This window comes from Paeniglutamicibacter psychrophenolicus (assembly GCF_030812255.1).
Taxonomy (GTDB): domain Bacteria; phylum Actinomycetota; class Actinomycetes; order Actinomycetales; family Micrococcaceae; genus Paeniglutamicibacter; species Paeniglutamicibacter psychrophenolicus_A.
Genome location: NZ_JAUSSH010000006.1, coordinates 211,459 through 234,932 on the forward strand (window position 1 = coordinate 211,459; position 23,474 = coordinate 234,932).

Here is a 23,474-nt window from a genome sequence, read left to right on the forward strand (position 1 = left end):
GGCTAGGCCCAGAGCTTGGACAGGCCGGCCAGGGAGTTCCAGCCGAGGAAGAGCGTCAGCAGCCAGGTCACGACACCGATGACCAACAGCCACTTGGGGTACACGTAGCCCTGCAGCAGGTCGCGGCGGCGCCAGGCGGCATAGAGCAGGACCGCGAAGCCGACCGGCAGGATCAGGCCGTTGAAGGCGCCGGCAAAGATCAGCAACGTCTGCGGCGCCTGGCCCAGGAACATGTAGATGACCGCACACACGCCGATGAACGCGACGGTGAGCAGGTTGCGGGTGCGTTCGGGGGTGGTGGACTTGGTGATGAAGGAAACCGAGGTGTACGCGGCACCAATCACCGAGGTCAGGGCGGCGGCCCACAGGATCACGCCGAAGGACCGCATGCCGATGTCGCCGGCGGCGATGCCAAAGGCCTCGGCCGCCTTGTTGTTCGTGGTCAGTACGGCCCCGCCGGCGACGACGCCGAGGATGGCCAGGAAGAGCAGCACGCGCATGATGCCGGTGACGATGATGCTCAAGATGGAGGTCTTGGTGATGTCCCCGACGTTCTCGACACCGGCGGCGCCGGAGTCGAGCATGCGGTGGGCGCCTGCATAGGTGATGTAGCCGCCGACGGTTCCGCCGATCAGGGTGGTGATGATCAGGAAGCTGATGTTCTCCGGAAGCACCGCGTTCTTCAGGGCCTCACCGACCGGTGGTGCGGCGACGATTGCCACGTAGAGCATCAACAGGATCATGATCGCGCCGAGCAGGACCACGATCTTGTCCAGTGCCATGCCGGCTCGCTTGGACAGGAAGATCAGGATCGCCACGACGGCGGAGATGATGCCGCCGATCTTGGGGTCGAGCCCCATCATGGCGTTGAAGCCCAGGCCGGTGCCGGCGATGTTGCCGATGTTGAAGACCATGCCGCCGATGAAGACCAGCCCCGCCAGTACCCAGCCGATGCCGGGGAGGACCTTGTTGCCAAGTTCCTGGGCGCGGAGGCCCGAGACGCCGATGATGCGCCACACGTTCAGCTGGACGGCGATGTCCACCAGGATGGAGACGACGATCGCGAAGGCGAAGGAGGCGCCGATCTGGACCGTGAATTCGGTGGTCTGGGTGATGAAGCCGGGGCCGATGGCGCTGGTGGCCATGAGGAACATGGCGCCAAGCATTGCTGTGCGCCTGGCAGAAGTGCTGAGCTTCGGTTTCGTGCTAGGAGTGGCCATGATTCCATCCATCGGGTTGCGGGTGACTGCTGTCACAAGTGGGAGCGATGAGAAGTACACTACAGGTTGTTGAACAATCCTGGCAATAGGTTGTTCAACAATTTACTTCCCTCCTCCCCGGCACCGTTCCGCCGACGCTGCCAGATGCGCCCCGAAGCCATGGCATGACGAGGGCCTGCCTTCCCGGAAGGCAGGCGCACCCCCCAGGCCGGGGAGCGTTCAATCTGGCGCGGTTCAGGCCCCGTGTTCGTAGGTCAGGCAGTCTGCGTTGTCGGCCCCCGGGCCCACGCGCACCGACTCGGCGCCACACATCAAGTGGTCGTTGTGGACGCATTCGACCCGCTGGCAGGCGCCCACCGAGGCCAGGATCTTGGGCAGGCCGCCATGTACGCCGGTGTCGATGAACGTGGCGCACTGGGCGTGGTCGGCGTTGCCACCGATGGTGATGCCCGCCGCCCCGCAATGGGTGTGGTCGTTGAACGAGCAATTGGATACCGAACACTCGGTGACGGACGCGGTGACGGTCATGATGCACTCCTGGAACGGGCGGCCACGCGGAATTCGGACCGCTCTGCCTACCAAGATAAACCCAAAGGCGTGCAAGAAATTAGTGCCGTTTCCGGACCCTAATCCGGGCCTTTGCTACCCAAGGGTACGAAACCTTGCGCGGCCTATTCCGTGCACCGGGCATGACCCAATCCGCCCGGTCCGCAAGCGCCGGGGTGACGGGCCTCACGCACGCGGGGCTCCGCCTGTAGCCTGTAGGTGTGAAGTTTCTCAACGATGTGCGCCCGGCCCACGACCTGACCTACAGCGACACCTTCATGGTCCCTTCGCGATCGGCGGTGGTGTCCCGCTCCGGGGTGGATCTGGCCACCCCGGACGGGGTGGGAACCTCCATTCCGCTGGTGGTCTCCAACATGACGGCCGTCGCCGGCAAGCGCATGGCCGAAACCGTCGCCCGCCGCGGCGGGGTCACGATCCTGCCCCAGGACATTTCCCTGGCCGCCCTCACCGACATGGTCACGAAGGTCAAGGCAGCACACACCGTCTTTGAAACCCCCATCACCGTGGACGTCAACGACTCGGTCTCCACCGCGCTGACGCTGCTGGGCAAGCGCTCCCATGGCGCGGCGGTGGTGCTCGACGGGCACCGCCCGGTGGGCATCGTCGCGGAAAAGGACTGTTTCGAGGTCGACCGCTTCACCCCGATCAACAAGGTCATGACCCCGGACATCGTCACGGTGGCCAAGGACGCGGACCTGGATTCGGTGTTCGACACCCTGGCCACCCGGCACCTGGGCATGGTTCCGGTGCTCGACGGCGAGCACCTGGCCGGTGTGCTGACGCGCAAGGGCGTGCTGCGCTCCGGGCTCTACACCCCGGCGGTGGACCCGGACGGCCGGCTCATGGTCGGTGCGGCCGTGGGCATCAACGGAGACGTCGGCTCCAAGACCCGGGAACTGCTCGAGGCCGGTGTGGATGTGATCGTGCTGGACACCGCCCACGGGCACCAGGAAAAGATGATCGAGGCCCTTCCGCTGGCGGTCGCCGCCCGCGACGACTTTGCCCGGCGCACCGGGCGCCGGATCCAGATTGCTGCCGGAAACGTGGTCACCGCCGCCGGAACCCGCGACCTGGCCGCGGCCGGCGCCGACATCCTGAAGGTCGGGGTGGGCCCCGGGGCCATGTGCACCACCCGGATGATGACCGGGGTGGGTCGTCCGCAATTCTCCGCGGTACTGGAATGCGCCACCGCCGCGCGGGAGGCCGGCGTCGAGGTGTGGGCCGACGGCGGGGTCAAGTACCCGCGCGACGTGGCCCTGGCGCTGGCCGCCGGCGCCGCGTCCGTGATGATCGGCTCCTGGTTCGCCGGGACCTACGAATCGGCCGGGGACCTGGCCTCCGACGGCGAGGGCCGGCTCTACAAGGAGAGCTTTGGCATGGCCTCGGCGCGCGCGGTGCAGCAACGCACCCGGCACCAGTCGGCCCTCGAGCGTGCCCGCGCCGCGCTCTTCGATGAGGGGATCTCGCATTCCCGCATGTACCTGGATACCCAGCGTCCGGGCGTGGAGGACCTGATCGATTCGATCGTTTCCGGGGTCCGCTCGTCGTTCAGCTATGCCGGGGCCGCCTCGATTGCCCAGTTCCGCGAGCGCGTCATCGTCGGGGTTCAGTCCGCGGCCGGCTACGAGGAGGGACGCCCGCGCGAGGTGTCCTGGTAGCCGGCGGACTACAGCCAGGGCACCGCGCCCTGGCTGTGCTCAAAGACCAGCGAGGTCTGGGTGGTGGCCACCGCCGGGTTTGCCGAAAGGTTGTCAAGCACGAATTGGCGCACGTCCTTCGAGTCGCGCACCGCCACGTGGATCAGGAAGTCGTCGGCGCCGCCCAGGAAAAAGAGCTGGGTGACCCCGGGCTTGGCGCGCATTTCCTCGGCGAAGGAGGACATCAGGTGGCGGGCGCCGGGGCGGATCTTCACGAAGATCAACGCCTCAAGCGCGTGCCCCAGCACCTCGGGATCGATTTCCAGGGTGAAGCGGCGGATGACCCCCGCCGAGCGCAGCGCGTTGAGCCGGGCCAGGCAGGTCGAGGGGGCGATGCCCAGTTCCTCGGCAAGCGAGTTGTTGGTGCGGCGTGCATTCTCCGTGAGCATGCGCAGCAGCCCGCGGTCGATGTCGTCCAGCTCCACGGGGTTGGACTGGCGAACATTCCTTTGAGTGATGGCCATGCCGATACCCAGCTTTCGCACTAAAACATTGGTTCCCTGAATCGTACCGACGAATATTTGCCAAAGCGCCCAACGCGCCGCAGGAAGTCATGCTGAACCGAACACGGTCTGTCCGCGGCGGAATACGGCCGGGCCGGCGGCTGCACCGGCGAAACATGATGCTGGCGCTTCCAACGGCGGATCATAGTCAAGGGCCCTTGCTCCGTTAGAAGGACAGCCGTCCAGCGGACAAGGTCATGAGCCCTCCAGGGTCAAGATCAGTAATCATATTCTTCTTCCACGTCACATGCGGCCGGAGAGCCCGGCACTTCCTTGTAATCGTTGATCAACCAGCCAGAATCACTCCACGTCATTGTGTAGTTCATTGTCCATACCGAACAGGTGGGGTCATCAAGGTCTGCCGGGCCTTCTTCCGCCGCCTGGTTTGTCTCAAATGAAACGCGGGCTCGAAGCATGTCTCCCTTGCCGCTGATTTTTTCGATCGTCAGGCTGTTCCACGTGGAGGTCCCCAACCGCTTCGACCAAGCTGCCGGGCTGACCATTCTGAGTGCCAGCTGATCAGAGAACTGCGCGAAGGACTGCGAATAATCGGCCACATTGATGCCTTCTGCATACTTCCGCAATGTCTCTGCGACGCTGGCCGCTTGGTCATGGTCTACCTTGTTCTCCAAAATGACGCTGCTTTCTTGGTCCGAATCAACGCTGCAATCGGCGACGGGGTACTCGGTTGGCCGCTCAATCCACTCACCCACTGCCTGCACCGCACGTGTGGCTTCAACAGCAAATGTCGGCGGCGTAGTGAGCCCGCCGTCGTCATAGCGCCCCTTCGCACTAACGACACCGATCAATTTGCCGGAGGTGTCCACTACGGGGCCTCCGGAATTTCCCGGATTGGCCAGCACGTCGGTTTGTAGAAGGTTCGCCACTTTTCCAATATCTTCAATCTCCATGCTCCGCCCCAGCGAGCTCACATGCCCCTCGCTGAACTGGAGCTGCGAATCACTTCCAAGTGCGGGATCCCATGTTTCGGCATGCGGAAAACCAAGAATTGCGAGTTCGGCACCGCGTATCGGCAGCGGTGACGCAATTTCAAATTTGTGTCCTTCGAGATCGCTGTCGACACGCAAAAGTGCCAGATCCGCATTCAAGTTGAACCCAATGACCTTGGCTGTTGCTACCCGGTGTCCCTGCATCAGCCGGATCTCGTGCGCTTCATTCACCACGTGGGCCGCTGTCAGCACCATGTTTTTTCCGATGAGCGCACCCGTTCCGAGGCCTGACGTTTCCCTCCAGCAGCCTTGGGACTGGATAAAGACCACTCCGGACCCGAGCTCGGTTTGCATCGTAGTCCAGTCCCCCGAAGGAGAAGGGCTTGGCAGCACCGGTGGGGAACTGATCGGTTCCGGACTCACAGGATCGCTTGTTTTTGGCTTGGTCGGAGCTGTATTCGTTGGGGTTGCTCCAGTACCTGCTGTCCCGCCAGGTTCTGGAGACACATCGCCGGCGCCTTGCGACGGTGGTGTTTGGGTGGAAGTTTCGGCGCCCGGTCCATTGCATCCGGACAACGCCACGGCGAGAACAAGCCCGATCGTCATTTTCAGGCCGGTGGCAGCGATCTTTCGTGAATCGGTCATGATGCCTCCCCAAGAAAAGGCACCGTCCCCACTGAACCATGCCAACGCCCCCAATACGTGCGGCGCACGTCATCGGAGTATATGGGGGAGCTTCGGACGAGGATAGAGATCCGTGGTTTAGGTTGTATGTTCGTTATAAGGGCCATGGGCACCCAGTCCGGCAGCCACCATGTCCGTGGAGCATCCCGGGCTCTAAGGTGCGGGGCTAACCGTCGCGGCGGCGGTAGCGGATCCACGCCAGGGTCGTGATCGCCAGCACCAGGGCCCCCGCCACGATCCACTGCCACCCCAGGGCCAGCCAGGCGTAGATCACTGCCATGCCCACGGTGGAATAGATGGTGGCCCAGATCAGGCAGCCGACAACGACCGCCGGGAGGTAGCGCAGCGCCGGCATCCGGGCGACGCCAGCGCTGGCGTTGACCGCGGTCTGGATGCCCACGGTCATGAACGACAGCGGGATCGCAAAGGTGCCCCAGCGCTGGATGAAGCGTTCGGCCCGCTGGTAGATCGGCCCGGTGAGCACATGCTGGAACCGGGTGTGCTTCACCCCGGCGGCGATGCCGCGGCCCAGCCAGTAGGTGGTGTTTGCACGGGCCATGGAAAGCAGGAACAGAAAGGCAAACGCCCAGCCGAAGGGTGCGTCTTTTAACCAGTCCATGGTTCCCAGCCTATCTGTGCCGGGTGACGGAACCGGACTTTCGTGAGCCACCATACATCGAACGGTAAGTGCGCTTTTCCTACGGAACCGAGCGGATGTTGCGCACCAGCAAGGCACCGAAGATGCCGATGACGGCCGCCACGATGAACAGGGCCGTATAGCCACCGAGCACCTTCACCGAAACGAACGCCAGCGCGGGGGCAATGACCTGGGGCAGGGAGTTGGCAACGTTGATCACGCCCATGTCCTTGCCCCGGGACTTGGCCGAGGGCAGCACCTGGGTCAGCAGCGCAAAGTCCACGGCCAGGTACGCGCCGAACCCGAGCCCCAGCACCGCGGCACCGATGATGGCGCCGGTGAAGTTCTGCGACACGGCAATGATCAGTGCGGAGCAGGCCACCACGATCGAGGAGACGATCACGAAGATCTTCCGCTTTCCGCTCCTGTCGCTGATCGGCCCCAGGATCACTGCGCTGATGATGACCATGACCGCGTAGATGCCGGTGAGCACCAGCACCCCGCCGGCGGGATCCGGGTGCTTGACCACGTCGGTGAGGAAGAAGAGCAGATACACGATCGTCATCTGGTTGCCGGTGTTCATCATGAACCGGGTCAACCAGGCCCACCCGAAGTCGCGGTGGGTCAGCGGGTTGATCCAGAAGCCCTTGGCGAACTCCAGCAGGTTGAAGGCGGGGCGGAACTCGCGTGGCAGCTGCGGGTCGTTGGACCGCAGCAGGTAGGGGACCACGGAAACCAGCAGGGCCGCGGCGCAGATCATGTAGCCAACTGCGATGTTCCCGGTGATGGCGAAGCCCACCACCGCACCCAGCAGGATGCCCACGGTCTGGCCCATGGCGGCCAGCCCGCCGATGCCCCCGCGCCGGCGCTCCGGCACGCGGTCCGGGATGGTGGCGGTGACGGCCGAATAGGCGGCGTTGGCGCCGGCCTGCAGCCCGCACCAGCCCAGCAGCATCAGCGCGACGGTGGTGGCCCCGGAGAGCATCAGCAGCGAGGCGGCGCCCAGAATGGCCCCGGCGAGGATCCACGGCGAGCGGCGTCCCATCTTGGAGACCGTGCGGTCCGACAACGCCCCGAAGAGCGGGTTGGCCACCAGTGCCACCGAGGCGCCGCAGGCGGTGACCAGCGACAGGATCGCTTCCTTGGACCCGGCATCGATCGCCGTGGCCTGCAGCCCCAGCAACACGTTGATGGGGGCGAAGAAGACGATGTTGATGCCGATGTTGATCGCCACGACCGAGGCCACCCAGCCTCGGGCGACGTCCTTGGTCGGCGTGCGCAGGGCCTCGGGGAGCCCCGCCTCGCCACCGCCGGCAAGGGCGGTGGGATCGTTGGGTGTGCGCGCCACCTAGATCATGCCCGAGAGCATGCCGGCTCCGGTCCCCACGAGCAGGGCCCCGATGAGCAGCCAGGTGATCACTTTGACACGTTTGCGAATCGATTCCATAGTGCGTTTATCGTAGGCGAGTTTTGGCCCGAACGCCCCTTTGACGACACCTGTCTTGCGCGTACCGCGCATGCTTTCGGGCCGGGGCAGATTACGCTACTGGCATGAGCAAAAGCGGATCCGGGCAAATGTTGTGGGCACCGCGCCACAGCGGCTGGAATCTGGCCCACCATTTGGTGCCGTCCTTTGTGTTGCTGGCATTCCTGGCGGGCACCGGGGTGTACGCGCTGCTGCACGAGCGGCCGGTGCTTGCCACCGGGCTGCTGGCCAGTGCCCTGGCCGTGCTGATGGGCGTGGTGGCGGCCTATCGCCGCCCGACCGAGGACCAGGCGGCCACGACCGCGGCGGTCGGAACCAGCACGGGACCGCGGGCAGCCACGTGCTTCCCGATGTTCCGGACCTCCCCGCAGTGGGCCGCCGCGGTGATGGGCCTGGCCGTGGTGATCCTGGTGGCCACCGTGGCGCTGAGCGCACGGCTGCTGGTCATCCACAGCTACGACCCGATGGTATTGATCGTCCTGCTGACGGTCTTCCTGCTCGGGATCGGGGTCTACGTCTTGAACCGCGGGATCCGCATGGCGCGCATTGCCGCCGCATCCCAGGATCCAGGGGTCTACCTCACCCGCAGCCGCATCGTGCTGCATTCCTCGCGCGGCACCCGGGAAATCTACTGGAACGACCTCGAGGGCATCGAGCCGACCGATCCGGCCCGCCACCGGCCCCTGGGCAAGCGCGGCCCGGCCTGGATCGTGGTGCGTCACCGGGCCGGGGAAGCCGTCGAGGCCAAGGCCCTGGTGATCCTGGTCCACGAGCTCACCGCCAACCCGGACCAGCTGATGCGCACCCTGGAGCATTACCGGGTCAACCCGGCGGACCGGGCCGAGCTCGGGACGGCCGCGGCGCTGGAACGTGTGCGGGGATTTATTCCGCTGCCCTAGTTTCCGCCGGCGGCCGTTCCCGGATGCAGCAGCACCCGCCCGGCAAGGACCTGGACCTTGTGGGTGCGGGCATCGCGGACGGCCGGCAGGCACAGCACCTTGCCGTCGCGCAGGCAAAAGCGCGAGGAATGCAAGGGGCATTCGACCTCGTCGTCCTCGATCCAGCCCTCGGACAGGGACGCGACCTCGTGCGGGCATTCATCGTCCAGCGCGTAGTAAGCCCCGGAGTCGGCGCGAAAAAGCGCTATGTCCTCCGGGTAGCCGCTGGATTCCGCGGGGACCAGCAGCGCCGTGCCCGGTTCCAGCAGGTCCTCGCCGCCCAGGTCGACGGCCGGCAAACCGGGGCTGTTCTCGGTGTCCATGCGATTCGCGCACCTCTCCGTCGGGAGGGCAGGCCGGGACAACCGGCCGCCACTGCCCCCAGTCTTGCCCTTCCGGGCCCCGGCGGGCAAGGGGGGCACGAAGGACGTGCGGGGAGTCAGCGGGCCAGCTTCTTGAGCGGGACCTCGGGGTCGGCAAGCGCTTCGGGCGGAACAACGATGCCGCGGTCGATGATGCGGCGGGCCGCCCGGATCATCAGCCCGCCGTCGATCGCCGCGGCCCCGAGCATCCGCCCGTCCGCGGCAACGTTGAAGGCGGCCACCGGTTCCCCCTCTTTCAGTCGCAGGATGGTGGTGCCCGCGGCGTTCATGTCCCCCACGCCCTCGACGTGGGTGCCGTGGCGGTCGGACCAGAACCACGAGGCGCCGTGCACCGGCGGTTCCTGGCCCAGGATCGCCGCGGCCGCGGTGGCCCCGGTGTTCATGGCGTGTTCCCAGTGCTCCCCGCGCCGTTGCAGCGTCCCGTCGGCGGACCGGGTGCGGGCCATGTCCCCCACCGCGTAGATCCGCGGGTCCGAGGTGCGCTGGTGTTCGTCGACCAGCACGCCGTTGTCGGTCGCCAGGCCTGCGCCCCGGGCGAGGGCGGTATTGGGGATGATGCCGATGCCCACGAGCACCTCGTCGCATTCGAGGACCCGGCCGTCGTCCAGCTCGATCCGGTGGCCCGCCCCGGTCCGCTCGATGCCCGCGGGCGTGCCGTGGATGACCGTGATGCCCGCGCCGGAGTGCATGGCGTGCAGGCGCCGGGCCAGCTCCGGGCCGACGGCGGGCACCAGCGGGGTCTCGACGGGGTCGATCAGCGTGACCTCGGCGCCCAGTGCGAGCGCCGAGGAGGCGACCTCGGCCCCGATGAGCCCGGCCCCGACGATGGCCAGCCGGATGCCCGGGGCGAGCTTGCCGCGCAGCGTGTCGGCATCGGCGCGGCTGCGCAGCACCAGCACCGAGTCCAGGTCGCCGCCGGCCACCGGCAACGGGCGCGCGGAGCCGCCGGTGGCCAGCACCAGGATGTCGGCGTGCAGTTTCCTGCCGTCCGCAAGTTCCACGCCCAGCGGTTCGGTCGCCAGCGCGTGCACCGTGGCGCGGAGAAGTCCGACCCGGTGTTCGGAGAACCAGGAGGCCGGCGCCAGTTCGATGCCCGCGGCGTCCTTGTCCCCCAGCAGGTAGGCCTTGCTCAGCGGCGGGCGGTCGTACGGGGTCCCGGCGGGGTCGATGATGTCGATGGTCCCGGTGAAGCCGCGCGTCCGCAGGTTCTGCGCGACGGTGAACCCGGCCAGGCCGCCGCCAACGATCAGGATGGATTCAATGCTCATGGGGGTGTTGCCGATCCGTGGGGCTGTCAGGGGTGTGTGCGGCGGGCGGGCACACACCGGTGGCCGCCTGCCGCCCTCCCATCATCCCGCGTGGGCGGGCTCCGGCACAAAGCCGGGACGGCCGTCCGTGGTGTCCGGGGCAACCTGCAACGGCGCTTCGGCGAGCACCGGGGCCAGTTTCCGGCCCGCCGCGTGCAGGATCCGCTGTCTGTGCGCCGGGTTGGCCACGGCTCCGGCCGGGGGGCCGTCGGCCCAGGCCCAGCCGTGGCGCCCGGCCAGCGCGCGCAAGTTCGACCGGTTCCGCTGCTGCAGCGCGGTGGGGTCGGCCGGGAAGCTTCCCGGCACCAGCACCCCGCGGGCAAAGCCGCGCGCCGCGGCGGCTTCCAGGGTCAGCGCGGTGTGGTTCAACGTCCCCAGGTCCGGGCGGGTGGCCACCACCAACCGGGCACCCAGCCCGCGGGCAATATCCGCGATGGTTTCCCCCTTCAGGGTCAGGGACACCAGCAGGCCGCCGGCACCCTCGACGAGCAGCACGTCGTGCCACTTGGCCAGGGCCCGGGCGCGGCGCAGGTGGTCGGCCAGGTTGGGCAGCGCCGCGGCGGCTGCCGGGCCCCCGGCGTGCAGCGCGGCATCCACCGGAGCCATCGGATCTTTCAGCCGCACTCCCTCGGACAGGGTGAGCTCCGGCGGGTTCCCCAGCCAGGACCCGATCGCGTGCGCATCCCCGTCCTGCCCCGGTTCCACGCCGGTTTGGGCGGGCTTGTAGATGGCCACCGAATGCCCCGCATCCAGGGCTCCGGCGGCCAGGGCCGCGGTGAGGACGGTCTTGCCGACGTCGGTGTCGGTCCCGGTGACGGCGATGATCATGCCGCCGCCCCCACACCCGGCCGCGAGCTGAACACGGTGCGCGGGGATTGGAAGGAGAGCAGGTGCATCCAGTCCGGTTCCCCGCCGGCCGGTTCGAGCCCCGGCAGCGCGCGGGCCGCGGCGTGCAGCACCACCTCGGTTTCCATCCGTGCCAGCCCCGCGCCGAGGCAGCGGTGGATCCCGAACCCGAAGGCCAGCGAATCATCGTCCCCGCCCTCCATCAGGGCACCGCCCGAGAGCCGGAGCACCAGCTGCTCCCCGGCGGCAAAGCGCTCACCGTCCAGCTCGATGTCGGCACGCACCACCCGGCGCCAGGTCGGCACCGAGGATGCGCGCGCCAGCGACTGGGCCACCAGCTGTGCGGCCGCGGATTCCTGCGCGCAGGAATCCCAGCGGCCCCCGTGCAGCGCGGCGGCCAGCGTCGTGGAGATGAGCATCGCGGTGGTCTCCTGTCCGGCAATGGTCAGGAAGTAGCCCAGTGAGCGGATCCGGTCCAGGTCCACCCCGCCTCTGTGCAGCTCCGCATAGAGGTTTCCGTCGTCGCGGGCCAGGCCCTGCGCGACCGAGGTGCGCAGCCATGCGTGGAATCCGGCGGCGCTGGCGGCAAGTTCCAGTTGCCGGGCCGCGTCGGGCCAGCCCCAGAAGAGCTCCAGGGAATCAAGGCTCCAGGCCTTGAGGTCGGCTGCGGGCGGGACCGGGATCCCGGTGAGCCGGGCCATGACCTCGGGCGGGATGACCGCGGCCAGGTGCGCGGCCAGGTCGACGCGGGCGCCGTTGCGGTAGTCGGTGGCCAGTGCGGAGCAGATCCCGGCCACGCGCGCCCGGATCGGCTCCGCCTGCGCGGCGACCCTGGCGGGGCTGAAGAAGCGTGCCACGATGCGGCGGACCGCCAGGTGCGCTGCCCCGCCGGCGCTGGCCAGCACCGGGGGCAGGAAGAAGCGCTCGGCGGCCAGGATGCGCAGGGCCGCCGGTTCCAGGTCGATGGCGGTGTCCAGGGCGTTGGCCGGGGTGAAGTCCTCGGGGCGCTGCAGGATCCGGCGCACCAGGGCGGGGTCCTCGATGCTGCGGTAGCGGTTGTTGACCACCTCGGGGTAGGCGCCGGGCAGGGCCGTGGCCAACGGCGCAGGCGTCGGGGCAACGGCCGTGGACCCGGCAAGGGGACAACTCATGATTCTTCCTCCAGGATGGTGGCGGCAATGGTGTGCAGCGCGGCGAGCAGCTCGCGCCGGCGGTGGTTGGCGTGGGCGGTGATCCGCAGCCGGGACACCCCGTCGGGCACGGACGGGGGCCGGAAGCAGGCCACGGCGATGCCGCGGGCGCGCAGGGCCGCGGCGGTGCGCACCGCGCCGGCGGCGTTGGCCATGGTGATCGAGTGCACCGCGCCGGCGCCCCGCTCGATGCGCCCGGAAAGCTGCGGCACCGCGGACAGGGTGTCGTGCACCAGGGCGGCGTTGCGTTCCAGCCGTCCCAGCAGTTGCGCGTCGGCCAGTTCCAGGGCGGCCAGTGCGGCGCCGGCCGCGGCCGGGGCCAGCGCGGTGTCGAAGAGGAAGCTGCGGGCGGTGTTCACCAGGTGCTCGCGCAGCAACCCCGCCGTTTCCCCGCCCAGCAGCACTACCCCGCCCTGGGAGCCCAGGGCCTTGGAGAGCGTGGCGGTGGCGATGACGTGCCCGGATCCTGCCAGCCCGGCGGCACGCAGTGCCGAGCCGGTGCGCGTGGCGGCCAGCGAGTGGGCCTCGTCGATGAGAAGCAGCGCCCCGAACTCGGTGCACAGCGCAGCCGCGGCGGCCAGGTCGGCGGAATCCCCCAGCACCGAGTAGAGGGATTCGAGCACCAGCGCCACGCGCGGGGCCGGTGCCGGCGAGTCGCGGTTCGCCGCAAGCAGCGCCCTGGCGGCGTCGAGGTCGTTGTGCGCGGCGGTGGCCACCTTGGCCCCGGAGAGGCGGGCGCCGTCGATCAGGCTGGCGTGGGCGTGGGCGTCGAGGATGAAGTGGCTGCCCGGTCCGCCCAGTGCCTGCAGGACACCGATGTTGGCGGTGTAGCCGCTGGAAAAAACCAGCGCGGCGTTCCTGCCGGTGTAGTCGCATAGCGCCTCCTCGAGCGCGGTGTGCACCGCCAGGGTGCCGGTGGCCACGCGGCTGGCGGCGGCACCGGCCCCGTGGCGGGCCGCGGCCTCCCCGGAGGCGGCGCGCACCGCCGGGTGCGTCCCCAGGCCCAGGTAGTCGTTGGAGGCCAGGTCCAGCAATTGCCCGCGGTTGCTCTCCACCCGGTGCAGCCCGCGGGCCGCGCGCACCCGTGCCCGCCCGCCCAGCCACCTCCCCCACGCCTCCGGAACGGCCGCGGGCGCTTCGGCGGCCGGGGTGAGGCTAGGGGCCGTGGACATGGTCCACCGCCGCGACAAGGGCGGCGCCCAGCAGCCGGATCTCCTCCGCGCTGCTGGTGTAGGGCGGCATCACGTAGACCAAATCGCGGAAGGGGCGCACCCAGGCCCCGTGGCGCACCGCTGCCGCGGTCACCTCCGCCACGCGCACCTGCTCGCGCAGCTGGATGACGCCGACCCCGCCCAGCACCCGCACGTCCAACACGGACGGCAACACGGCGGCCGGGGCGAGGGCTTCGCGCAGCCCGGTATCCAGTGCGGCAACCTGGCCGCGCCAGGGTGCGTCGCCGGCGCGCGGGTCCCCGGCTCCGGTGAGCAGTCCAAGGGAGGCGTTGGCCACCGCGCAGGCCAGCGGGTTGCCCATGAACGTGGGCCCGTGCAGCAGCGCCGAGCCGTTGCCGTGCGCCCCGTCCAGGGCGCCGGCGACCTTCGGGGTGCAGAGCATCGCGGCCAGGCTCAGGTAGCCGCCGGTCAGCGCCTTGCCCACGCACATCACATCCGGTTCCACGCCCGCCCATTCACTGGCGAACAGCTTCCCGGTGCGCCCGAAGCCGGTGGCGATCTCATCGAGCACCAGCAGCAGGTCGTGTGCGTCGGCGATCTCGCGCAGCACGCGCAGCGCCGCCGGGGCGTAGGCGTACATGCCCCCGGCGCCCTGCAGGACGGGCTCGGCAATGATCCCGGCCAGTTCCGGGGCATGGGCGGCGGCCAGCGCGCGGGATTCGGTTTCCCAGGCGGCAAATTCGGCCACGTCGAATTCCCAGCTGGCCTCCGTGGTCAGCCGGGCGGCCGGGGGCCGGGGCAGGAAGAGCTGTTGTTCGGCCCCGGGCCGGGCGAAGGCCGCGTGCATGCCGTCCACCGGGTCGCAGACGCCCATCGCCGCGAAGGTGTCCCCGTGGTAGCCGCCGCGCAGCGCGGCAAAGCGCTTCCGGCCGGTGTGGCCGCGGGCGTGCTGGTATTGCAGCACGACCTTGAGCGCGACCTCCACGGAGATCGACCCGGAGTCGGCCAGGAACACGTGGGCCAGCTCGCCCGGGGCCATGGCCACGAGCCGCTCGGCCAGTTCCACGGCCGGGGCGTGGGTCAGCCCGCCGAACATCACGTGGCTGAACGAGTCGATCTGCGCGTGGGCAGCGGCATCCAGCACCGGATTGCGGTAGCCGTGCACCATCGACCACCAGGAGCCCATGCCGTCGATGACCTCATGGGTGCCGGTGGCGTCCTCGAGCGTGAGCCGCACGCCGCTGGCACCGGTGACCGCGTAGCGGGAGCCTGCGTCCAAGGAGGCATACGGGTGCCAGAGCAGTCCGGCATCCCGTGCCAGCAGGTCCTGGCCCTGGCTCACCAGGGACGTTGTGGCGCTCATGCGTTGGGGCTTTCGCCGGTTCCGGCGCCACGGCGGCGCAGCACCGGCTCGGCGCCGTGCACCGATCCGCAACCCAGGGAAGCGCCCGCGCCGCAGCCGGAACCGCAGGCACTTCCGCAGCCGGCGGGTTCCCTCGCTGCGGCAGGGGCTTCGTCGGCCCGGTGGTGCAGGCGTGCGGCCAGCTCGGCCGGGTCGGTGTCCTCCTGGCCCAGGACCACGTACCCGGAGTCGGCAATCATCTCCAGGTCGCGGCGCGCATCCTGGCCCTCGGACGTGAGGTAGTCGCCGAGGAACAAGGAGTTTGCCACGGCCAGGGCGGTGGCCTGCAGGGTGCGCAGGTGCATTTCGCGCCCACCGGCCATGCGCAGCTCGGCGGCGGGCGCGGCCAGGCGGACCAGGGCCAGGATGCGCAGGCACGCCATCGGTGTCAGGTGCCAGGTCCCGGCCAGCGGGGTGCCGTCGAAGGGCATCAGGAAGTTCACCGGGATCGAGTCGGCATCCAGCTCGCGCAGCGCGAAGACGGCCTCGACGAGCTGCCCGGGGGTCTCTCCCATGCCCACGATGAGCCCGGAGCACGGGGAGAGCCCTGCGTCCTTGGCCTGCCCGACGGTGTCCACGCGCTCGGCGAAGGTGTGGGTCGAACAAATCTCCGGGTAGAGGGACTCGGCGGTGTTCAGGTTGTGGTTATAGGCATCGGCCCCGGAGGCGGCGAGCCGTTCGGCCTGGCCCGCCTTCAGGATTCCGAGGCAGGCGCAGACCTCAACCTGCGGGTGTTCGTCCTTGATCTGGCCGATCATGGTGGCCACGCGGTCCACGTCGCGGTCGCTGGGGCCCTTGCCGGAGGCGACCATGCACACGCGCGAGGCGCCGCCGGCAATGCCGAGCCCGGCCTGGTGCACGGCCTCGTCGGGCTTGAGCCAGGTGTACTTGAGGATCTCGGCCTTGGAACCCAGTCGCTGGGAGCAGTAGGTGCAGTCCTCGGGGCAGAGCCCGGATTTGAGGTTGACCAGGTAGTTGACCTTCACGGTGTTGCCGAAGTGCTTGCGGCGCAGGGTTGAAGCCGCGGCGACCAGCCCGAGGGTGGCCTCGTCCGGGGTTGCCAGCACGGCAAGCGCCTCGTCGGTGGTGAGCCGGTGTCCGGCATCGATGCGCGCGGCCAGGTCGGTGACGTCCAGGATCCCGGTGGCGGTGGAGCCCGCTGCGGCGGGTGCGGGGAGGGTATTGGTCGTGGTCATGGCGGGGGCCTTCCGGAGGGCGTTTCTCGGCGGTGTCGCCGGGGCCGCGCCATGCTGGGTGCGGCCCCGACGACCAACTGAACACCGTTCAATGGTTTCCGGATCACATTACACGCCAATTGAACACTGTTCAATCATGTCGGCGCCACATCGATGACCACCGCGATTGGCCGGCATCCCTCCGTCGGCGCCCACCAACGGCAAGGGGCCCGTCCGGGTGGAGCCAAGAACAAATTCCTGGCGCCACCCGGACGGGCCCCTTGGGCCACAGTGCCTACACGGCCGGGGTGTCGGGGTAGAGCAGCAGCTCCCCGTCCTGGACCTCGATCTTGTGCGTGCGGGCAGCCACGGTGGCCGGCAGGCACAGTGCGGTGCCGGACTTCAGGCAGAACTTCGCCGCGTGGACCGGGCATTCGACCTCGGTGCCCTCGATCCAGCCGTCGGCCAACGAAGCGGTCTCGTGGGTGCACTCGTCGTTGATGGCATAAAAGTTCCCGTCCTCGGCGTGGAACACCGCGATGTCGTCCTTCGTGCCGTTGTCTTCGGACGGAATCACGATGGCTTCGCCTTCATCGATGCTGTCGACGGAACCGATGTTTATTGCCTCGCTCATGAGGGTGCCTCCTGGTGTGCCCCACCGCCTCCGCGCCTTGCGCGAAAGCGATGGATATAGGAAAAGATGTTGCTCCATCATCCCGCCTTTCGGCCCACGGCCCAAGCGCCAAGGCCCAATGAGTCCGCCGGGAAGATCCTGCACCCAAATTTCCCAAATACGTTTATATCTTCGGAAAACACTACAAAAGATACGGATAAAGTTTTTCAATCATCCCGAACGGCAGCCGAAGAACAGCAGCCATCCGCAACGATAACCGGTGTGAAATCGATTTCCGGCCACCATCAGTATCACGATGTCGTAACACCGCTTCTGCCCCGTGATTACGCGGACCAATCGATATCCACATGGTCACAAATCATGAAAAAACCTCCGTATCCCTCCTCCTTTCCCGAGACGACTGTTAGCGTGAAGGCCTAAGTCTCATCCGTTGCGAGAGGCTCACCAGCCGAGCGCAACGGCCACGTGAACAAGAATGCACAAATCGTGTTGCCGGATCTTCTGCGCGACACGTGGATGGAACCTCGCATGAACTCAGCACCAGGGACGGCTTCACCGGCCCTACGTGTCGCCAATGCCTACAAGGTGTTCGGACGTAGACCCCAAGAAGCTGTGAAGGCCCTCAAGGACGGCAAAACCCGCAAGGATGTGGCCGCGATGGGCACCGCGGCCGTCATTGACGCCTCGTTTGATGTCAAGCCGGGTGAAATCTTCGTCGTCATGGGACTGTCCGGCTCGGGCAAGTCGACGTTGATCCGGATGCTCAATGGCCTGTGGCCCATGACCAGCGGATCGGTCCACATCGGCGACATAGACATTTCCAAGATCTCCGGCAAGCGCCTGCGTGAGGTTCGACAAAAGAGCATTTCGATGGTGTTCCAGCACTTCGCCCTGCTCCCGCACCGCACCGTGCTGGAAAATGCCGCCTACGCCCTGGAGATCCAAGGCGTAGACAAGAAGAAGCGCACCGAACTGGCCACCACGATGCTCGATACGGTGGGGCTCACCGGCTGGGGAGACAAGTACCCCGGACAGCTCTCCGGCGGCATGCAGCAGCGCGTCGGCTTGGCCCGGGCCTTGTGTTCGGAAACCGACATCCTGTTGATGGATGAGGCGTTCTCCGCGCTCGACCCGCTGATCCGCCGCGACATGCAGGAACAGCTCGCTTCCCTGCAGGCGGACCTGGGCAAGACCATCATCTTCATCACCCACGACCTGAACGAGGCCATGTTCCTCGGGGACCGCATTGCGGTGATGCGCGACGGGGAAATCGTGCAGATCGGCACCCCGGACGAGATCCTCACCTCCCCCGCCAACGACTACGTGGCATCCTTCGTCCGCGACGTGGACCGCACCCGCGTGCTCACGGCCGGCGCTGTCATGGAGAATCCGCGCGCAGTCGTTTCGATCAGCGGCGGAGCACGCGCTGCCCTGTTGACCATGCGTGGGCAGCTGACCTCCGGCGCGTTTGTCATTGACCGCAACCGCAACTTCCGCGGCATCGTCACCGACCGTGAGACCCAAGCCCTTGCCGACCGCGGCGGATCGGATCTCACCGAGATCCTGACCCGGACAGAGGACGCAATTTCCGCAGACACCCCGCTCAACGACCTCTTTGGCCGCGCAGTGGAAAGCAACACCCCCCTGCCAGTCGTCGATGAGCAGGGACGGCTGGTCGGCGCCGTGGCCCGGGCAACGTTGTTGGCAGCCTTGGGCAACGTGCCATCCACCACCAGCTCCATGGAGATCCTTGAGCCGGGCCAAACAGCCGGAAGCAACGACGGCAGCCAGAAACCAGGAATTTTCACCCAGGAGCCATCCGGTGAAGAGGGAGGCACGCTCTAATGGACGATTTGTTCCGGATTCCCGTCGGCAAGTGGGCGGAAACAGCCCTCGACTGGATCATCGCCAACCTCGGCGCTTTTTTCGACGGCGTCAAGGCCTTCTTCGCCCAGTTCTATAACGGACTGGACTGGGTCCTGTCCACACCTCCCTTCTGGGCCGTCATCGTCGTTCTCGCGGCTCTGGCCTTCTGGCTCAAGGGCTGGAAACTGTCATTGGGCACCATCATCGGGTTCCTGCTGATCTACGGCATGAACCAATGGGACAACGCCATGGATTCGCTGGCCCTGGTGCTCGTGGCGTCCCTGGTGGCAGTGATCATCTCCGTGCCTCTGGGCATAGCCGCAGCCAAGTCCACGGCCGTTTCCAGCGTCGTCAAGCCTGTCATGGACTTCCTGCAGACCATGCCGGCCTTCGTCTACCTGATTCCGGTGCTTTTGCTGCTGGGCATCGGACCGGTTCCCGGCATCGTGGCGACCATCGTGTTTGCCCTGGCTCCAGGCGCCCGTTTCACGGAACTGGGCATCCGCTCCGTGGACAGTGAAGTGGTCGAGGCCGGCCAGGCGTTTGGCGCTTCGCCCATGCGCATCCTGCGCCAGATCCAGATCCCGCTGGCGATGCCCACCATCATGGCGGGCATCAACCAGATCATCATGCTCTCCCTGTCCATGGTCGTCATTGCCGGCATGGTTGGTGCCGGCGGCCTCGGTGGCGCGGTCTACTCGGCCCTGACCGGGTTGAACACTCCGCTCGGTGTGGAATCCGGCCTCGCCGTTGTCATCCTGGCGATCTTCCTCGATCGCATCACTGCTTCGCTGACCCACGTCAAGAAGCACGTCCCAGCGTAACCAGTTCCCCATTTTGCGGCTCCCGCGAAGTCGGGGGCCATCAAGAAAGGCAAATTTCATGAAGAAGAAACTCGTATCATTCATAGCCCTGGCTGCCGCCTCGGCACTGGCCCTGACCGCCTGCGGATCCGGCGACGCCGGATCGGAAGCCTCTGGCACACCGGGCGGAGACAAGAAGGAACTGACCATTGGCGTGTTCGCCGGCTGGGACGAAGGCATTGCCGTGTCCAACCTGTGGAAGAGCATCCTCGACAAGGAAGGCTACGATGTCACATTGACCACCGCCGATGCGGCACCGGTCTTCACGGGCATCACCACCGGCGACTTCGACATGACCATGGATGTCTGGCTTCCGGACACCCACAAAACGTACCTGGAAAAGTACGGCGACAAGATGCAGGAACTGGGCACCTGGAACGAAAACGCCAAGCTGACAGTTGCCGTGAACAAGGACGCCGACATCACATCCCTGGACGAGCTCGCCAGCAAGGCCGACATGTTCGACAACCGAATCGTGGGCATCGACCCGGGTGCGGGGTTGACCGCCGCCATGAAGGACCGTGTCATCCCGGAATACGGCCTGGACAAGATGGAATTCGTGACATCCTCGACCACGGCAATGCTGACCCAGCTGAAGAAGGCAACCACCGACGGGGACAACATCGCGGTGACGCTGTGGCGTCCGCACTGGGCCTATGACGCGTTCCCGATCAAGGACCTCGAAGACCCCAAGGGCGCCTTGGGTGCAGCCGAGCACATCAGCACCTACGGCAGCCTGACCTTCAAGGACGACTTCCCCACCGTTGCCGGCTGGATGAAGGACTTCAAGATGGATGACGAGAAGCTCTTCTCCCTGGAAAACGCCATGTTCAACCAGGACGAGACCCAGGACTACGGTCCGATCGTCGAGAAGTGGATCGGCGAAAACCAGGAATGGGTCGATTCGCTGACCGCGAAGAAGTAGCCGCGCAGCACCTGCTCCAGGGGCCCGGGCCCTCCGGGACACCGCTCAACACCGCGTTGTCCTTGGAAGGCCCGGGCCCTTCGCCGTCTCCGTCCGGTCCTTCCGTGCGGCCGAAGGTGGGCACTAGACTCGGGCCATGACGGCTCATTGGCCCGCGGACGGCCCCCGGATGGATCGCCGCACGGTATTGGCCTTTGGCGGAGCCCTCGGCCTGGCCGCCGTGGCCGGATGTTCCCGTCCGCAAAACCCCATCGGCACGGCCACGCCCGGCCCCGTGCCCACCGGCACCGATCCCCGGCGAATGCCCAAGGCCACCGGCCTTGACACCCCCTGGTCCTTGGTCCGCACCACGGACGGGCGCATCCTGGTCTCCGAGCGCGACACCGCCCGGATCCTGGCGCTCTCCCCCGACGGCGCCCTCGCGCCCCTGGTGCATTTGCCCCAGGTGGTCGCCGGTGGCGAAGCGGGACTGCTGGGGCTCGAGATCATCGCCGCATCCGGCGGGGCCGAATGGCTCTACGCCTACCTGGGCACCGAAACCGACAACCGTGTGGTGCGCCTGGAGTTGCGCGGCTCCGGGGTCGGACCGGCCGAAGACATCCTCACCGGCATCCCCCGGGCCAACATCCACAACGGCGGGCGCATCAAGAAGGGCCCGGACGGCCTGCTCTACATCGGCACCGGGGACGCCACCGACCAGCAGGCGGCCCAGGATCCGTCCCGGCTCAACGGCAAGATCCTGCGCGTCAATCCGGATGGAAGCATCCCGGAGGCCAACCCCTTTGCCGGTTCCCCGGTCTATTCCTACGGGCACCGCAATGTCCAGGGGCTCGGATGGGATTCGAGGGGCAGGCTGTGGGCCAGTGAGCTGGGCCCGGAGAAGAACGACGAGGTGAACCTGATCGAGCCTGGCAAGAACTACGGGTGGCCGGAGGTCACAGGGGTCGCCCGCGATGCGCGTTTCGTCGACCCGATCCATGTGTGGCCCAGCCCCGCCGATGCCTCACCAAGTGCGCTGGCCGTTGCCGGGGACATTGCCTATGTGGCCTGCCTGCGCGGAGAGAGGCTGTGGGAGTTGCCGCTGCCGGACGGTGATCCGCCCGCCGGCGGAACGCTGCCGGGAGCCCGTGCGTTGCTGTCCGGCCAGGAAGGCCGGCTGCGCGACGTGCTGGTGGTGGGGGATGAATTGTGGGTGGCCACCAACGAGGGCGCGGACTCGAAGATCATCGCGCTTGAGCTTCCCGTCGCCTAGTTACAGGTGGGCCACGATGCCCAGGACCTTGCTGAGGATGAAGCCGGCCACCAGTGCCGCGGCGGTCCAATACAGGAAGCGCACCTGTGAGCGTGGCTTTTCCAGCTGCCAGGAGCCGGTCTTGTCGTCCCGGTAGTACACCAGGGTCTGGCCGTCGGGCGCCCGGGGGCTTTCCAGCACCAGCAGTTCGCTGCGGATGGTGCCGTCGGAGGTGTGGAAGACCAGGCATTCCTGGCCCTCGAGTACCGCAATCTCATAGTCGGCGGTCTTCCATCCCGCATCTCGGCGGCGTTCGGCCAACGCGAAGCCATAGAATCCGGCCGCGGCAATCAGCGCCACCCACCCAATGAGGTCGAGTGCCGGGCCAAGGCTGGTCAGCAGGTCTTGCACGTTCCCATCCTATGGTCTGGAGCTTCCCGGCACAGTATCGGGTTGCCGACGCAACCCGGCGGCCCTACCTGCTGAAGGTCCCGAGCACCTCGTTCAGCGCCTCGGTGGACGAAGGGTGCGTGAAGATCGAATCGCGCAGCGTGGCCGAGGTGACGCCTTGGCGCATGGCCAGGGCGACCAGGTTGATGACTTCCTGCGAGTCCACATGCATCAGGGCCGCGCCAAGGACCAGGTCCGTGTTGGCATCGACCACGAACTTGATGACGCCGCGGGGATCGCCCACAATCTTGGGCCGCGGCATCGCGGCGATCTCGGCGGCTTTCTTGACGGCGACCTTGATGTCCAGTCCCCGGGCACGGGCCGCCTCCTCGCTGAGCCCGACGCGTGCCAACGGCGGGGTGGTGAAGATGGTGGAGGGAACTGCGATGCGGTCGGCGGTGGAACGTGTTCCGGCGCCCAGGATCGCATCGGCGACGATCCTGTTGTCATCCAGGGAAACGTAGGTGAACTGGGGTCCGCCGTTCACGTCGCCCAGCGCGTACACGCCCTCGGCGGTCGTGCGGAGGTGCTCGTCGACCTTGATGGCCCCGGAATCCGTGCGCTCGATTCCCGCGGCTGCCAGGTCCAACCCGTCGGTGGCCGGGGTGCGGCCCAGGGCGATGAGCACGGCGTCGGCCTCGATCTCGCGTGTCTGGCCGTCTTGCACGTAGGAAACCCGGGCGCTGCCGGCGTCCTGTCCGATGCTCTGCACGCTGGCGCCGGTGCGGACCTCGACGCCCACATCCCCAAGCACGCCGAGAACCTCGGCGGCCACGTCTTCGTCTTCCTTTTTCAGCGCCCGGTGCCCGCGATCCAGCACCGTGACCTTCGAGCCGAAGTGCACAAACATGGATGTGAACTCCGTGCCGACGTATCCGCCGCCGACCACCACCAGGGACTTGGGCAACGGCGCGTGCTGCAGCGTGGTGGAGTCGTGGATCCGCCCGCCGATGCGCGCGCCGCCGAGGTCCGGGATCTGCGGCACGGCTCCGGTGTTGATGATGATCCGTTTGGCGCCCAGCTCCAGGGTCTCGTCGCCGGCCTGGATCCTGATGCGGCGCGGGCCGATGAAGGTGGCCCGCCCGGTGATGGCCATGACCGAATCAAGGTCATCGAGCATGGAGAAGTTCTTGGCCCGCATGGCGGCAGTGAGCTTGTCCCGGCGCTGTACCGCGGTGTCGAAGTAGCCGGGGTCGAACCCGTTGCCGGTGCGGGTCTCCGAGTCGTGGATCAGGGCCTTGGTGGGAACGCAGAGTAGTGCCCCGTAGAGTGGTGTAACACCCACCGGTGACCTGTACGTTCCTGAAACGGGCGCGGCCACCGTGGGTCCTTCGAGGAAACTCTCACA

Annotated in this window: 22 protein-coding genes; 6 read left to right on the forward strand and 16 right to left on the reverse strand. The window is 67.3% G+C overall.

The window, feature by feature from the left end; translation table 11 throughout:
* Positions 1-2 precede the first annotated feature (2 nt).
* Positions 3-1,220, reverse strand: coding sequence for an NRAMP family divalent metal transporter (locus tag J2T21_RS10945; protein ID WP_307581350.1), 1,218 nt, complete (start codon positions 1,218-1,220; stop codon positions 3-5).
* A 234-nt stretch (positions 1,221-1,454) separates the two neighbouring features.
* Positions 1,455-1,748, reverse strand: a complete 294-nt coding sequence (locus tag J2T21_RS10950; RefSeq protein ID WP_307581352.1) for a DUF1540 domain-containing protein — start codon at positions 1,746-1,748, stop codon at positions 1,455-1,457.
* A 239-nt stretch (positions 1,749-1,987) separates the two neighbouring features.
* Here J2T21_RS10950 and J2T21_RS10955 point away from each other — a divergent pair, with 239 nt between their 5' ends.
* On the forward strand, positions 1,988-3,445 hold the full coding sequence (locus J2T21_RS10955) for a GuaB1 family IMP dehydrogenase-related protein (protein ID WP_307581353.1): 1,458 nt from the start codon (positions 1,988-1,990) through the stop codon (positions 3,443-3,445).
* Positions 3,446-3,453: 8 nt separating this feature from the next.
* On the opposite strand, the gene J2T21_RS10960 is transcribed toward J2T21_RS10955, so the two are convergent.
* The 4 genes from J2T21_RS10960 to J2T21_RS10975 all read right to left on the reverse strand — a co-directional run bounded on the left by J2T21_RS10960 (position 3,454) and on the right by J2T21_RS10975 (position 7,606).
* On the reverse strand, positions 3,454-3,948 hold the full coding sequence (locus J2T21_RS10960; RefSeq protein WP_307581355.1) for an Lrp/AsnC family transcriptional regulator: 495 nt from the start codon (positions 3,946-3,948) through the stop codon (positions 3,454-3,456).
* Between the two features lie 257 nt (positions 3,949-4,205).
* Positions 4,206-5,582, reverse strand: coding sequence for a S1C family serine protease (locus J2T21_RS10965; protein ID WP_307581357.1), 1,377 nt, complete (start codon positions 5,580-5,582; stop codon positions 4,206-4,208).
* Positions 5,583-5,787: 205 nt separating this feature from the next.
* Complete coding sequence (locus tag J2T21_RS10970; RefSeq protein ID WP_307581359.1) at positions 5,788-6,240, reverse strand: DedA family protein; 453 nt, start codon at positions 6,238-6,240, stop codon at positions 5,788-5,790.
* A 79-nt stretch (positions 6,241-6,319) separates the two neighbouring features.
* Complete coding sequence (locus tag J2T21_RS10975; protein WP_373457921.1) at positions 6,320-7,606, reverse strand: MFS transporter; 1,287 nt, start codon at positions 7,604-7,606, stop codon at positions 6,320-6,322.
* A gap of 203 nt (positions 7,607-7,809) precedes the next feature.
* On the opposite strand from J2T21_RS10975, the gene J2T21_RS10980 reads away from it, so the two are divergent.
* On the forward strand, positions 7,810-8,643 hold the full coding sequence (locus J2T21_RS10980; protein ID WP_307581361.1) for a hypothetical protein: 834 nt from the start codon (positions 7,810-7,812) through the stop codon (positions 8,641-8,643).
* Here the strand turns inward: J2T21_RS10980 and J2T21_RS10985 are convergent.
* The 8 genes from J2T21_RS10985 to J2T21_RS11020 all read right to left on the reverse strand — a co-directional run bounded on the left by J2T21_RS10985 (position 8,640) and on the right by J2T21_RS11020 (position 16,791).
* Positions 8,640-9,005, reverse strand: a complete 366-nt coding sequence (locus J2T21_RS10985) for a non-heme iron oxygenase ferredoxin subunit (RefSeq protein WP_307581364.1) — start codon at positions 9,003-9,005, stop codon at positions 8,640-8,642. The two genes, J2T21_RS10980 and J2T21_RS10985, sit on opposite strands and share 4 nt — an antisense overlap.
* Before the next feature lie 116 nt (positions 9,006-9,121).
* Positions 9,122-10,333 (reverse strand): NAD(P)/FAD-dependent oxidoreductase, encoded by a 1,212-nt coding sequence (locus tag J2T21_RS10990; protein ID WP_307581366.1) that lies wholly within the window; start codon positions 10,331-10,333, stop codon positions 9,122-9,124.
* 81 nt (positions 10,334-10,414) lie between these two features.
* Positions 10,415-11,200, reverse strand: a complete 786-nt coding sequence (gene bioD / locus J2T21_RS10995) for a dethiobiotin synthase (protein WP_307581368.1) — start codon at positions 11,198-11,200, stop codon at positions 10,415-10,417.
* The gene (locus J2T21_RS11000) at positions 11,197-12,369 is read right to left on the reverse strand and encodes a cytochrome P450 (RefSeq protein WP_307581370.1); all 1,173 of its coding nucleotides are present in this window, start codon (positions 12,367-12,369) and stop codon (positions 11,197-11,199) included. Before J2T21_RS11000 ends, bioD begins: the two co-directional genes overlap by 4 nt.
* Positions 12,366-13,580, reverse strand: coding sequence for an aminotransferase class I/II-fold pyridoxal phosphate-dependent enzyme (locus J2T21_RS11005; protein ID WP_307581372.1), 1,215 nt, complete (start codon positions 13,578-13,580; stop codon positions 12,366-12,368). Before J2T21_RS11005 ends, J2T21_RS11000 begins: the two co-directional genes overlap by 4 nt.
* Positions 13,564-14,943 carry an adenosylmethionine--8-amino-7-oxononanoate transaminase gene (bioA, locus tag J2T21_RS11010; protein ID WP_307581374.1) on the reverse strand — a complete coding sequence of 460 codons (1,380 nt, stop codon included), beginning with the start codon at positions 14,941-14,943 and terminating at the stop codon, positions 13,564-13,566. Before bioA ends, J2T21_RS11005 begins: the two co-directional genes overlap by 17 nt.
* Positions 14,940-16,178: a biotin synthase BioB gene (bioB, locus tag J2T21_RS11015; protein ID WP_307581376.1), complete on the reverse strand. Its 1,239-nt coding sequence runs from the start codon at positions 16,176-16,178 to the stop codon at positions 14,940-14,942. Before bioB ends, bioA begins: the two co-directional genes overlap by 4 nt.
* 274 nt (positions 16,179-16,452) lie before the next feature.
* The gene (locus J2T21_RS11020) at positions 16,453-16,791 is read right to left on the reverse strand and encodes a bifunctional 3-phenylpropionate/cinnamic acid dioxygenase ferredoxin subunit (RefSeq protein ID WP_071214042.1); all 339 of its coding nucleotides are present in this window, start codon (positions 16,789-16,791) and stop codon (positions 16,453-16,455) included.
* 528 nt (positions 16,792-17,319) lie between these two features.
* On the opposite strand from J2T21_RS11020, the gene J2T21_RS11025 reads away from it, so the two are divergent.
* From J2T21_RS11025 to J2T21_RS11040, 4 genes are all read left to right on the forward strand, one after another.
* The gene (locus J2T21_RS11025; RefSeq protein ID WP_307581378.1) at positions 17,320-18,636 is read left to right on the forward strand and encodes a quaternary amine ABC transporter ATP-binding protein; all 1,317 of its coding nucleotides are present in this window, start codon (positions 17,320-17,322) and stop codon (positions 18,634-18,636) included.
* Positions 18,636-19,481, forward strand: a complete 846-nt coding sequence (locus tag J2T21_RS11030; RefSeq protein ID WP_307581381.1) for an ABC transporter permease — start codon at positions 18,636-18,638, stop codon at positions 19,479-19,481. Before J2T21_RS11025 ends, J2T21_RS11030 begins: the two co-directional genes overlap by 1 nt.
* A gap of 58 nt (positions 19,482-19,539) precedes the next feature.
* Entirely contained in the window at positions 19,540-20,445 is a 906-nt protein-coding gene (locus J2T21_RS11035; protein ID WP_307581383.1) for a glycine betaine ABC transporter substrate-binding protein, read from the forward strand.
* 136 nt (positions 20,446-20,581) lie between these two features.
* The gene (locus J2T21_RS11040) at positions 20,582-21,697 is read left to right on the forward strand and encodes a PQQ-dependent sugar dehydrogenase (RefSeq protein ID WP_307581385.1); all 1,116 of its coding nucleotides are present in this window, start codon (positions 20,582-20,584) and stop codon (positions 21,695-21,697) included.
* On the opposite strand, the gene J2T21_RS11045 is transcribed toward J2T21_RS11040, so the two are convergent.
* Positions 21,698-22,087: a hypothetical protein gene (locus J2T21_RS11045; protein WP_307581387.1), complete on the reverse strand. Its 390-nt coding sequence runs from the start codon at positions 22,085-22,087 to the stop codon at positions 21,698-21,700. It lies immediately after the preceding gene.
* A gap of 64 nt (positions 22,088-22,151) precedes the next feature.
* The gene (locus tag J2T21_RS11050; RefSeq protein WP_307581389.1) at positions 22,152-23,411 is read right to left on the reverse strand and encodes a dihydrolipoyl dehydrogenase family protein; all 1,260 of its coding nucleotides are present in this window, start codon (positions 23,409-23,411) and stop codon (positions 22,152-22,154) included.
* Positions 23,412-23,474 lie beyond the last annotated feature (63 nt).

Excerpts from the sequence above, each read along its gene's own strand:
- J2T21_RS10945 (WP_307581350.1), bottom strand. The coding sequence starts at position 1,220 with ATGGCCACTCCTAGCACGAAACCGAAGCTCAGCACTTCTGCCAGGCGC.
- J2T21_RS10950 (WP_307581352.1), bottom strand. The coding sequence starts at position 1,748 with ATGACCGTCACCGCGTCCGTCACCGAGTGTTCGGTATCCAATTGCTCG.
- J2T21_RS10960 (WP_307581355.1), bottom strand. The coding sequence starts at position 3,948 with ATGGCCATCACTCAAAGGAATGTTCGCCAGTCCAACCCCGTGGAGCTG.
- J2T21_RS10965 (WP_307581357.1), bottom strand. The coding sequence starts at position 5,582 with ATGACCGATTCACGAAAGATCGCTGCCACCGGCCTGAAAATGACGATC.
- J2T21_RS10970 (WP_307581359.1), bottom strand. The coding sequence starts at position 6,240 with ATGGACTGGTTAAAAGACGCACCCTTCGGCTGGGCGTTTGCCTTTCTG.
- J2T21_RS10980 (WP_307581361.1), top strand. The coding sequence starts at position 7,810 with ATGAGCAAAAGCGGATCCGGGCAAATGTTGTGGGCACCGCGCCACAGC.
- J2T21_RS10985 (WP_307581364.1), bottom strand. The coding sequence starts at position 9,005 with ATGGACACCGAGAACAGCCCCGGTTTGCCGGCCGTCGACCTGGGCGGC.
- J2T21_RS10990 (WP_307581366.1), bottom strand. The coding sequence starts at position 10,333 with ATGAGCATTGAATCCATCCTGATCGTTGGCGGCGGCCTGGCCGGGTTC.
- bioD (WP_307581368.1), bottom strand. The coding sequence starts at position 11,200 with ATGATCATCGCCGTCACCGGGACCGACACCGACGTCGGCAAGACCGTC.
- J2T21_RS11000 (WP_307581370.1), bottom strand. The coding sequence starts at position 12,369 with ATGAGTTGTCCCCTTGCCGGGTCCACGGCCGTTGCCCCGACGCCTGCG.
- J2T21_RS11005 (WP_307581372.1), bottom strand. The coding sequence starts at position 13,580 with ATGTCCACGGCCCCTAGCCTCACCCCGGCCGCCGAAGCGCCCGCGGCC.
- bioA (WP_307581374.1), bottom strand. The coding sequence starts at position 14,943 with ATGAGCGCCACAACGTCCCTGGTGAGCCAGGGCCAGGACCTGCTGGCA.
- bioB (WP_307581376.1), bottom strand. The coding sequence starts at position 16,178 with ATGACCACGACCAATACCCTCCCCGCACCCGCCGCAGCGGGCTCCACC.
- J2T21_RS11020 (WP_071214042.1), bottom strand. The coding sequence starts at position 16,791 with ATGAGCGAGGCAATAAACATCGGTTCCGTCGACAGCATCGATGAAGGC.
- J2T21_RS11025 (WP_307581378.1), top strand. The coding sequence starts at position 17,320 with ATGAACTCAGCACCAGGGACGGCTTCACCGGCCCTACGTGTCGCCAAT.
- J2T21_RS11030 (WP_307581381.1), top strand. The coding sequence starts at position 18,636 with ATGGACGATTTGTTCCGGATTCCCGTCGGCAAGTGGGCGGAAACAGCC.
- J2T21_RS11035 (WP_307581383.1), top strand. The coding sequence starts at position 19,540 with ATGAAGAAGAAACTCGTATCATTCATAGCCCTGGCTGCCGCCTCGGCA.
- J2T21_RS11040 (WP_307581385.1), top strand. The coding sequence starts at position 20,582 with ATGACGGCTCATTGGCCCGCGGACGGCCCCCGGATGGATCGCCGCACG.